Source organism: Ferroacidibacillus organovorans (assembly GCF_001516615.1).
Lineage (GTDB): Bacteria > Bacillota > Bacilli > Alicyclobacillales > SLC66 > Ferroacidibacillus > Ferroacidibacillus ferrooxidans_B.
In genome coordinates, this window is sequence record NZ_LPVJ01000039.1 from 1 (window position 1) to 10,872 (window position 10,872).

At 48.9% G+C, this 10,872-nt stretch carries 11 protein-coding genes and 1 pseudogene; 8 read left to right on the forward strand and 4 right to left on the reverse strand.

Translation table 11 applies throughout. The features are described from left to right. From ATW55_RS16115 to ATW55_RS09660, 4 genes and pseudogenes are all read left to right on the forward strand, one after another. Positions 1-223: pseudogene (locus ATW55_RS16115) on the forward strand (hypothetical protein); the annotation flags it as partial. A gap of 132 nt (positions 224-355) precedes the next feature. Further along, on the forward strand, positions 356-649 hold the full coding sequence (locus tag ATW55_RS17325) for a transposase (RefSeq protein WP_423742961.1): 294 nt from the start codon (positions 356-358) through the stop codon (positions 647-649). Positions 650-1,115: 466 nt separating this feature from the next. Next, positions 1,116-2,102 carry a GAF domain-containing protein gene (locus tag ATW55_RS09655; protein ID WP_153005110.1) on the forward strand — a complete coding sequence of 329 codons (987 nt, stop codon included), beginning with the start codon at positions 1,116-1,118 and terminating at the stop codon, positions 2,100-2,102. Further along, positions 2,099-2,536 carry a GGDEF domain-containing protein gene (locus tag ATW55_RS09660; protein WP_160327218.1) on the forward strand — a complete coding sequence of 146 codons (438 nt, stop codon included), beginning with the start codon at positions 2,099-2,101 and terminating at the stop codon, positions 2,534-2,536. Before ATW55_RS09655 ends, ATW55_RS09660 begins: the two co-directional genes overlap by 4 nt. Before the next feature lie 55 nt (positions 2,537-2,591). Here ATW55_RS09660 and ATW55_RS09665 read toward each other — a convergent pair whose 3' ends face one another. Genes ATW55_RS09665 through ATW55_RS09675 form a run of 3 tightly spaced genes read right to left on the reverse strand, consistent with a single transcriptional unit; the run spans position 2,592 to position 5,955 of the window. Further along, positions 2,592-3,335 carry an aspartate/glutamate racemase family protein gene (locus ATW55_RS09665; protein WP_067716458.1) on the reverse strand — a complete coding sequence of 248 codons (744 nt, stop codon included), beginning with the start codon at positions 3,333-3,335 and terminating at the stop codon, positions 2,592-2,594. Between the two features lie 52 nt (positions 3,336-3,387). Further along, positions 3,388-4,908 carry an APC family permease gene (locus ATW55_RS09670; protein ID WP_067716463.1) on the reverse strand — a complete coding sequence of 507 codons (1,521 nt, stop codon included), beginning with the start codon at positions 4,906-4,908 and terminating at the stop codon, positions 3,388-3,390. Between the two features lie 24 nt (positions 4,909-4,932). Further along, positions 4,933-5,955, reverse strand: coding sequence for a D-cysteine desulfhydrase (locus ATW55_RS09675; protein ID WP_067716467.1), 1,023 nt, complete (start codon positions 5,953-5,955; stop codon positions 4,933-4,935). Between the two features lie 184 nt (positions 5,956-6,139). Here ATW55_RS09675 and nagA point away from each other — a divergent pair, with 184 nt between their 5' ends. Together nagA and ATW55_RS09685 are read left to right on the forward strand one after the other, a co-directional pair. Continuing rightward, positions 6,140-7,267 (forward strand): N-acetylglucosamine-6-phosphate deacetylase, encoded by a 1,128-nt coding sequence (nagA, locus tag ATW55_RS09680; RefSeq protein WP_067716470.1) that lies wholly within the window; start codon positions 6,140-6,142, stop codon positions 7,265-7,267. 118 nt (positions 7,268-7,385) lie between these two features. After that, positions 7,386-8,693, forward strand: coding sequence for an acetamidase/formamidase family protein (locus tag ATW55_RS09685; protein WP_153005111.1), 1,308 nt, complete (start codon positions 7,386-7,388; stop codon positions 8,691-8,693). Here the strand turns inward: ATW55_RS09685 and ATW55_RS09690 are convergent. Next, positions 8,659-9,441: an exodeoxyribonuclease III gene (locus tag ATW55_RS09690; protein ID WP_067716490.1), complete on the reverse strand. Its 783-nt coding sequence runs from the start codon at positions 9,439-9,441 to the stop codon at positions 8,659-8,661. The two genes, ATW55_RS09685 and ATW55_RS09690, sit on opposite strands and share 35 nt — an antisense overlap. Before the next feature lie 100 nt (positions 9,442-9,541). Here ATW55_RS09690 and ATW55_RS09695 point away from each other — a divergent pair, with 100 nt between their 5' ends. Then, the gene (locus tag ATW55_RS09695) at positions 9,542-10,318 is read left to right on the forward strand and encodes an SDR family oxidoreductase (RefSeq protein ID WP_067716480.1); all 777 of its coding nucleotides are present in this window, start codon (positions 9,542-9,544) and stop codon (positions 10,316-10,318) included. A gap of 141 nt (positions 10,319-10,459) precedes the next feature. Continuing rightward, positions 10,460-10,684 carry a small acid-soluble spore protein Tlp gene (gene tlp / locus ATW55_RS09700; RefSeq protein WP_067716485.1) on the forward strand — a complete coding sequence of 75 codons (225 nt, stop codon included), beginning with the start codon at positions 10,460-10,462 and terminating at the stop codon, positions 10,682-10,684. Positions 10,685-10,872: the final 188 nt, after the last annotated feature.

Sequence of the window (10,872 nt, forward strand, 5' to 3'; positions counted from 1 at the left end):
GGCAATGTGTAAGGTTTTGCATGTCAGCGAAACTGGCTATTATCGCTGGCTGCGTACTCAAAACAGACCCTATAAATACGATGATCTTTTGGCGAAGATCCGTCAGATTCGTGCAGAAAACAAGGACTATGGGGCATACCGCATCTTTTTGGCCTTGCAACTGTTCCACGGCTATACCGGGACTATCATGTCGTCCGAAGACTTTGCAAAGCCCATCAGCTGATGCTGAAGAAGAACCATCATGCCAAGGGAACGACCAAGGCTGATCCTGCTGCACAAGCGAGCGAAAATCTGATAAAGCAGGATTTTACTGCCACGGCCCCCAATCAAAAGTGGCTGGGGGACATCAACGGAGATCCCCACGGCGGAGGGCAAGCTGTATGTCAGCGCCGTATTGGATTGTTATGATGGCGCGATTGTAGGATTTAAGATGGCGGATCACATGAGAGCCGAACTCTGCGTCGCGTCATTCACCTTGGCTGTCCAAAAGCATCAAGCTTTTGGCATGACGTTTCACAGTGATCGAGGAAGCCAGTTTACAAGCAAGGTGTACCGAGAAACCTTAGCCAGGTATGGTGCGGTGCAAAGTATGAGCCATACCGGAAGATGCTACGACAATGCCAGAATGGAGTCCTTTTTGCCACGCTGAAAAAGAGTGCATTTACAAGGTCAAAACAGAAACATTGAAGATGGAGGTGGTCAAAAGCATGGTTTTCCGGTTTATCGAAATCCACTATAACCGGAAACGAATTTACACAACCAACGATGGTTATCCACCTTTGATGAAACGTCGTCAATATTACCGAGACCAGCTGTCCAAGGTAGTCTAAAAAGCGGGTAGCTAAGGTCTTGCTCCCAACATCTGTCGCAAGACCGTTTTTCATTTTGTTTAGGGATTCATTCGTCAAGGTCAGGGTCGTATTTTCCAGAAAAGTACATCTGGAAAATCTCCACCTTTCCCTTGACTTCACTCACACCCCCTAGGCGTAGCATAGACCGGTATTACGAGTTTCGGGGCTAAACTAAATTTGACAATTCCAATTTGATGGCAAAGTTGGTTTCTATAATGGGACCGTTGTATGTTTGATATTGTAATCACAAAGAGGTGGTCGTCGATGCAAAGAGAGATGGATGAATTAAAAGTAATGTCCCATTTGTATCAGCGGCAAGTGATTCAACTGAATAAAATTGATCAAGTGCATAAATTGATGCAACGTATGTCATCAGAACAAAGAGATTTATTTCAACCGCTCCTTGAACAAGTGCGTGAATTATTTCTCGCCGATCTTGTGTCCTTCATTCATATCGATCATCGCAGAGAGAAGGCAACCGTACGGGCGCACGTGGGATACTTCAAGAACGAATATCCGGATGTTGAAAAGATGTATGAGTTGATTCGCTTAAAAATCCCTAATTTCTACACCCAATCTTATGTGACGTGGAACAGATTGGATGATTTTGACACCTTAACGACACGGAGCTATTCCGTTGAGCATGCACTCTTTCTCCCGATTCGCTCGAGTCAAGGGCGTGGTTATGGCGCTCTCAGTCTGTATCGATGCTATTCTACGTGTTTTGACCAAGAAGATATTGCTTTATTGGTGGATATTTCTATTCGATTAGGTGATTATTTATACGGAGAAGAGATTCAACGCACTGAAAGAGAACGACTCGAAGTTCTAGAGCAAGTGAATCAACGGATCCTCGAGATCAACCAGAAGGTTCATCGACTGAATGAATTGCCCGGTTTTCTGAAAACCTCCGTGGAGTGTCTGTTGAATTGTGATGTTTTTCTCTATGATGATCAAGAAATTGAGCGAGAAGAAGTTTGCCAGATACGTACGATGCCCTATCCTATACAGGATCATCGCAATTTAGATGCAACAGGATACACGGCTTCCTTGAAGATGGCGATGGGTAAGACATTGATATTCATGCTACAAGGTCAATTTGAGTTGTTTAAAATTGAAATGTTAAAAACATTTTGGCATTATGTGGTGATCTACAAAGATGGCTTAGCGATGAGTGAACGATTAGAGTGGATGGCCACACATGATCAGTTAACATCGATATGGAACAGACACGGATTTTTCAGGCATTGAATCGAAGTGTTGAAATGAACGGCGATGCGCCGCTATCGATCGCAATTTTTGATATTGATAATTTCAAGGAGATCAACGATAGTTTTGGACACGCGGTAGGAGATAAAGTATTACAGGAAATCTCACGGAGAGTGATCGCTTCTTTTGATCCTTTGATCGAGGTTTACTTTGCGCGGTATGGCGGAGAAGAGTTTGTGTTAGCGACACGAAATAATGTAGAAGGGTTCATTCAATGGTGTGAGCGCATTCGGTTAGAGATTGCGGGTACTCCGGTGCAAGCGAGCCAACAGGCTATTCCTGTAACGGTGAGTGTGGGAATAACAAGTCAATTTCAACATATCGAATCAAATCTTATTTCGAGGATGCTGCAAGAGGCGGACGAAGCCATGTATCATGCCAAACGATCTGGCAAAAATCGCACGATGTGTATGTAGATCTTCTCACTTGCTGTTTCAGCGCTCGATTGGTTAGATCAAAAACATGGTTGACTCAACCATCAGTATAGAGGTTGCAAACAATAGCCTCTGCAAGGATGTCTGTGGAGCGCAACAGCGCAAGGGGAACCTGTGGTAAAACGGAGACCCCGGGTGGCACGATGACAGGCAGCTCTGTACAGGCGAGGAGAATGCCATCAAGTTTGCAACTCCACGGCCTTTGTGCGAGTTGAATCACTTGTTTGCCTAGATCTTCAATTTTAGCGTGAACGTGCCCGTCAAGCGCTGAATGATGAAAGGTACTGGCCTCCTTAACCGACGAGATGATTTCCGCAATCTCTGACTGTGTTCTGTCGTCCGGATAATAGGCTTCGAGTCCCGCTTTGCGAAAGGATTCTTCATAAACCTGAAAGGTGCGCGTGGGTGTCGTACCCATGATCCCAATTTTTCTGTGCGGTGTTTTCGCAATCCTAGAAGTAACCTCTTCAATCAACGAAACCATGGGAACTTCAACGTGATTTGCGATTTCTCTCTGATAGATGCTGGTTGTAGTCGATGGTATTGCAATCAGTTCTGCACCAGCTTGAACCAACTTTCTTGCCATTTCCACCAGCTTTGGAACGGGGGATTCACCAATGCCCATAAGGTGCTCAATGCGACTCGGTACCGTCGGATCTGCCATCAAAATGACGGGAATGTGTTCTGAATCCATGGTTGCTGGAGACAGCTCGATCAATCGACGATAGAAATGTGCGCCCGCAAGCGGGCCGAGGCCAGCGATCACTCCGAGTGTCTTCAATTCTTCTGCCTCCCGACCGAATCGTTGTTATTTTTAGTGTTTACATTTGACGTTATTGTGCCGGTGGTTGTGTAAACCGTTCGCGTTCCTTCATGCCTTGATCTGAACTCAGGTCATGATTTTTAAGACGTGCCAGGTAGATTCTATAAACAACAGTCCCCAGAATGACGACGACTGCAGATTGAAACGCTGGTTGTAGGTAGATTGGATTCGCGATTGATGACAGCGTGATAGAGATGGAAAACCAAACAGAGACGGCCATAAGCAGCACACCGATAAAAATCTGCATGAATCGATTTCTTGCCAATTGTGAAGTATTGGCAGAATAGAGATTTGGGGCGCGGTGAGGGAACGTGATCATCCCGAGACCGATAAAGAAAAACACGAGCATGACGGATAATACTCGGATGTTAACGCCAAACACAAAGCCTAATTTGATAGACTCGATGAGGCTGATCGAACCAAAAATGGCGCTGAGGCTCAAGGCTAATACAGGCGTCTTATACTTGGCGTGCGTTCTCGCAAAGATCGCTGGTATCAGTCCATCTTCTCCCCAGGCATACACCCAGCGCGACTGTGCGAGAAAAATCGGCAAAAATGTTTTGGCGACAATCAGTGCAACACAAACGTTCAAGAGCGAAGACATCCAGGTGGGCATCAGGAATTGCAACAGTCCAGACGACGTTGTGTATGACGATAGATTCATCTTTGCCAAACCGGAGATGACTTGCCACGGCACTGCGTGATAAACTGCCCATGCAAACAGAGTATAGATTACAGTAACCATTGTCACGGTGACAACGACTGCCTTTGACAGTGATTTGACAGCGTTTTTTGCTTCACCGCCTGTCTGCGTCGCAGTTGAGAGGCCAAGGTAACCGAAAAAAAGAACAGGTAAAGCAGACCCAAAGGCAATCCCGTAGCTGACATTGTGAACGGGTGATGCTGCTATGATGCTGGTCAACGGGATATGCAAGTGCTGCGTTAAAGCATTCACAAAAGTATGTTGACTGGAAGCAAACCCTATTATAATCATCACGAGTGCAACAACAAAGACGAGAAACATCGCGATCGTGGTCAAGGTTCCCGCGAGGCGAACGCCGTGAACATGAATAAACCAAAATCCCCACAGAATGATGAGTCCCACAATTAAAATGCCTGCATTGGACGCGAAAAACGCACCGATTCCAGTGGCTCCAAGGGATAATGCCGCTGTAGAGAGAAACTTTGGAGCGGAATAAGCTAGTGTACCGAGCGCACCAGTGAACCCGAACCACGCTAGAAACGTCACAACAAATGCGATTCCAGGGCTGAGCGCTCTTGAAATCATGACGTATTCCCCGCCGGCTCCGACTAAACCAGAGGCAAAGAAATAGCGATACGCAACGACCGTGACAAAGGTTATGGCGCCGCCTACCAGCATGAGCAATGGTACGAGATTGCCGACACCCGGTGTACTTTGTTGAATCTGAGTTGATACGAAAAACAGTCCAGCTGCTATCTCATTTGTAAGCCCAAATGCTATGACCGCAAGCAGACCGAGAGCACGATTCAAGTGATTTGGTTGCTGCATACCATTTCCTCCCGGTGTCTTGACCTAATTGCTCGCGAGTGCAGTCTCGGCTTCAAAAAATAGAGATGTATAAGCGTAAAGTGCTGGTGAACCGCCTGTGTGGACAAACAACACATTGTCGTTCTTTTGGAAATGCCCGTTTCGGATGAGACTGATGAGGCCGGACATCGCTTTACCCGTGTAGACAGGATCGAGTAAAATTCCCTCCGTTTTGGCCAATAGGTTGACGGCGTCTACCATTTCCACAGTAGGCAAAGAATATCCTGGTCCTACATAATCGTCAAAACAGGTGACTACATCGCGGGGGATTGAATGTTTAAGGCCGATATGGTTGCCGACGCGAACAGCAAGATCGTGAATGAGTGTTTCTTGTACATCTTTGGGGCGACTGACATTAATACCGACGACTGGAATCCCGGCATTGTTTCCATAGAATCCAACAACAAGGCCTGCATGTGTGCCACCGCTGCCGCTGGCGCACACGACTGTGCTGATGTTTAGACCATGATCGAAGAGTTGAGCGAGCACTTCTTCCGCACAGGACACATAGCCAAGTGAGCCAATTTCGTTTGATCCACCTCCGGGAATAATATATGGTTTGCGGCCTTTTTTGACGAGTTCTTGTGCGATCTTTTGCATCTCGACGAGCATGTCTGAACCGCCAGGGACAACTCGAATTCCTTCCACACCAAGCAAATGGTAGAGGAAATTATTGCCGCTGCTTTGCGGATTGTAACTGTTTGGGACGCGTTCTTCTAAAACAAGGTGACACTTCATGCCTTCCTTTACGGCTGCAGCGAGCGTCAAACGACAATGGTTAGACTGTACGGCTCCGCAGGTGATGACCGTATCGCTGCCTTCCTTGAGCGCGTCCGCGATGAGAAATTCTAATTTTCGGGTCTTGTTTCCACCCGATGCGAGACCGAGGAGGTCGTCGCGCTTCATAAAGAGCTGTGGACCATCGAGTACCTGCGATAACCGCGGAAGGTGTTCGATGGATGTAGGGCCGGCGGTATAGCGACGACGAGGAAATTGCGCGAGATTCATGGACAAACACCTCTTTGTTCAAAATTTTAGAATTCATTATATTTAGTATCATAGGTTGCTTTTTGCAATGAGTAAAACGAATAATTGTAATTATCACTATGCTATTTTTTCATAAGGGGCTTCCACAGTTAGGGATAGCGATGAATGAATGTCAAGGTGATTCTATGTTTCAGGAGGCAGGGCGATGAGTGTGACCATCATGAGTGGAGAATGGAATGGACGTGTGCAACAGATCAAGATGGAGGATGGCATCATTACAGCCATTGGCGACATTGCAAGTACTTCGTTTATCGGGGCAACGCATATTGAAACGGGCGGCCGGTTGTTCCCTGGTTATATCGACGTACATGTCCACGGCGGTGGCGGGGCCGAGGTCATGGAGGGGACAGAAGACGCGTTTGAACAGGTGGCACTGACACACGCCAGGCACGGTACAACGGGGCTCCTTTTGACAACCGTCACCGCATCGCCTGAGGATTTGGATAAAGTCTTCACGGCATACGAACCTAAGCGAATTCGAAATGGTGCTGAGATTCTCGGCTTTCATCTCGAGGGGCCCTTCATCAATCCCGCAAAGCCTGGGGCGCAGCCGAAAGAATTCATCCTTCCACCGAGTGAAAGTCTTTTCAAACGCTGGCAGTCACGATCTGAAGGTGCCATTCGCTATGTAACACTTGCACCGGAGTTGGAAGGTGCGGAATCGCTGATCAAACTGGCTGTTGATCAAGGGATCGTCGTTTCAATGGGGCACTGCAACGCGACGTCTTCTCAAGTTTCGCAAGCGATCGCGTGGGGAGCAAAGAGCGTCACGCACCTGTTCAATGCCATGAGTCCTGCAGGCCATCGCGAGCCGGGGCTCGCTGGTACCGCACTCGGTGAGGATCGACTGATGGTGGAGATCATCGCCGATTTGATTCATGTTCATCCACTGATGCTAAAGGCTGCGCTTCGGGCTAAAGGTACTGAACAAGTCATGCTGATCACGGATGCAGTGAAAGCAGCAGACATGCCTGAGGGTGAGTACGGTTTTGGCGGACGCAGGGTTTTTGTCAAACATGGTGCCGTCCGATTGGAGGATGGGACCTTGGCCGGGAGTACGCTCACATTGGACCGGGCTGTGAGAAACTTGCTTGGCATTCACGCGCTGCGGCCGGATGATGTGAATCTTGTCACCTCTTTGAATCAAGCGAGACTGCTGAATCTTCCACACGGGAGAATTTCTATTGGCGCACCGGCCAACCTCATCGCAGTTAACTCGGCTTGGGAAGTGACACACACCGTTGTTCGCGGAAAACTGGTTTATCGCGCATGATTTGCTCCACAGGGAAGCGGGGCAGGAACGGTTTGAAGGTCACACAGTCTCTATCTCTTCTTAATTGGTTGAAAGAAAAGTATAATCAAATCAGACGATTTCTATGGAGGCTAAAAACATGGCGGAACAAAAATGCAGTGGTACGGTGTTCGTCAATCACTTTACAAACGGGGTGCTCGATCCGGCGAAGCCAATGCTCGGACCCGTGCAGGATGGGGGATACATCGTTGCCAACACAGCGCCTGGGTGTTGGGGGCCGATGATCACGCCAGCCCTTCGCGGAGGGCATGAAGTCACGCAACCTGTGTATGTTGAGGGGGCAGAAGTCGGAGACGCGATAGTGATTCGAATCAAGTCGATTCGGGTCACATCCATGGCCACGTCGTCTGGAAATGATGAAACGGTCGAGGGGAACTTCCTGGGTGACCCGTACTGTGCCGGAAAGTGTTCGGCGTGCGGAACGATGTACCCAGAGACTCGGATTGAAGGCATCGGACCGTCGGCCATACGCTGCGCGAATTGTGGTGCTGACGCAACGCCATTCAAGTTTTCAAACGGTTATACGATCGCATTTGACGCAAACCGCAGCGTGGGCGTTACACTCCCAAAGGCTGCGGCAGAGCAGATTGCACGTGACGGAAAGAGTTACATGGCAACGCCTGCGAACTCTATTCAAAACCCGATCGTTACGTTCGCGCCTCACGACATTGTGGGCGCGGTGGCAAGGCTGCGTCCATTTCTCGGCCAAATTGGAACTACGCCGTCACGGCCATTGCCCGACTCCCACAATGCAGGTGATTTCGGATTCTTCCTTGTTGGGGCTCCCCATGAGTATTCAGTAACCGCTGATGAATTGAATCAAGCAAAGACGGATGGACACATGGATATCAATCGTGTGCGGGAAGGTGCCATTCTGATTTGTCCTGTCAAAGTTCCCGGTGGCGGTGTTTACGTCGGTGATATGCATGCGCTGCAAGGGGATGGTGAGATCGCAGGGCACACATGCGATGTATCAGGGATTGTAACCTTGCAGGTGCATGTTGTAAAGGGACTCAGGATGGATGGACCTATTTTGCTGCCGAATGAAGAAGACCTGCCCTATCTCGCAAAACCCCTATCTGCAGAAGAAAAGCGGCGGGCATTGGCTGAGGCTTTAAAATGGGGTCTCACAGAGATTGAAGAGACAGCACCTGTGGCTTTTGTCGGAACGGGAGAAAATTTGAATGTTGCCACAGACAATGCACTAAAACGTGCGGCAGAACTGCTTGGAATGTCTGTCCCTGAAGTCATGAACCGTGCCACCATTACGGGGTCGATCCAAATCGGCCGCCATCCCGGTGTGGTCACGGCCACATTTCTGGTTCCTGTCGATCGGCTTGAAAAACGAGGAATCATGGGATATGTGCGGGAACAATACGGTCTGTAGAAAGTGTAAGCGCTACGGGGCAGTGATCGCTTCCGAAGACATGTGCGTCGATGCGGGCATCCGTGATGGCGGCGCGAAGCCTTGTGGATACAAGAAAATAATCGATGCGCCAACCGACGTTTCGCTCTCGCACCTTAGGCATGTTCGACCACCAAGAGTAGGCTTCGGCTCGCTCAGGATACAGGTAGCGAAAAGTGTCTGTGAAACCGGACGCCAAGAGCATCGTCATTTTTTCCCGCTCTTCATTTGTGAAACCGGAATTGCCCCGATTTGCTTTCGCATTCTTTAGGTCAATCTCCTGGTGCGCCACGTTCAGATCTCCGCAAATGATGACCGGCTTTTTTGCGTCTAATTGCAAGAGATAGTGTCGAAAACGGTCTTCCCACTCGAGTCGATAGGGGAGTCGGGACAAATCGCGTTTGGCGTTTGGCGTGTACACTGTCACAAGATAGTAAGCGTCAAACTCCAGCGTGATGATCCTGCCCTCCGGTTCGCTATTCTCCTCCATGCCATAGTAGACTGAGCGTGGAGATATTTTCGAAAGAACAGCGGTTCCCGCATACCCCTTCTTTTCGGCGTAATTGAAATACTGGCGATAGTCCTCGCCTACCTCGAGGTTGATTTGTCCCTCTTGAAGTTTCGTTTCTTGGAGGCAAATGATATCAGGTGCGGTTTGATTGACATATTCGAGAAATCCTTTATTGACGCACGAGCGCAATCCGTTTACATTCCACGATGCCAGTTTCAGGGTGATCATCTATTTTCATCCTTCTTGCATTTAGGCTTGGCTATTTTGTCATATGATGGATCTAGCTTACCATAACCGATGGATAAAACGGAGGAGCGAGATGACGAAACGCTTGCAGGGGCGAATTGCAGTAGTGACAGGCGCGAGTCGGGAGCGGGGGATTGGCACCGCGATCTGTCGAGCACTTGCCAGGGATGGTGCAGATATCTTTTTTACACATTGGGGCCGTTACGACGAGACGATGGCGTGGGGGGCAGAGGAGAGCTGGCCGAATGAACTTGCCTGTAAACTTCGTGCGCTTGGCGTGCGCGTGGGACATCTTGCGGTGGATTTGGCGAATCCCGAATCGCCTTTGAGACTTCTTGACGAGGTGTGCAGGACGCTAGGCCCTCCTTCTATTCTTGTTAACAATGCAGCGCACTCCACAGAAGGAGGATTTGAAACGTTGAGTGCCGAGATGCTAGACGCTCACTATGCGGTGAATGTGCGCGGGACCTGCCTGCTGTGTACAGCGTTTGCGCGCCGATTTGATAAATGGCACGCTGGGCGGATCGTCAACATGATATCGGGGCAAGACAAGGGCCCGATGCGCGGGGAACTCGCTTATGTAGCGACAAAAGGCGCGATATCAGCCTTTACGGTGTCTCTCGCGGCAGAAATTGCTTCGCTTGGCATCACCGTCAACGCGGTGGATCCTGGTCCGACGGATACTGGCTGGATGTCGCAGGAAGGAAAGAGTGCATTGTTGCCGAAATTTCCGATGGGACGAATCGGTCAACCCGAGGATGTGGCGCGCTTGGTGGCGTTTTTGGCGAGTGATGATGCGCAGTGGATCACGGGACAGATGATTCACTCGGACGGTGGATTTTGGAACTGACCCAATGTGCGACAAATTTCACCTTTCATGATGGGTTTCCGATCGGATGTGGATCTTCAGTTACCGAGAAATACATAAATCCATTCTTGTGAACACACGCTATCGATGCAGAGTGATCATGTATAAGGGTGGTTAAACAGAATGGCGAAACCGGATGACCGTTCAGACAATGTAGAAAAAATTCAACACGCAATCTCGAACACGGTTGAAAACTTCAGGGAGGCTGAAGATTTTGTTCAAGCGCATCGCGATGAGATGAGTGCAAAGGATCTCGCGGATATTGATGCAAAGAATCATCGTCGACAAGAAGCAATCGAGGGGTTTCGCAGCGAAATGAAAGATGAAGCGCGTTCGCAGCGTACGTAAAGCGCAAAGTTGGCGTCCTTGTAAAGGACGCTTTTTTTTGCGGATTGGATGACTTTCAGATGTGGAAAAAGCGGCAATATGGCATCTGCGTGTTCAATCAATGATCTTCAACCGTTCTTTCAAACTTACTCAAATCTACGCATAGGTAGCTTTGACGTTGAATTCCTGCTTCGTCGAGCTTGCCTCTG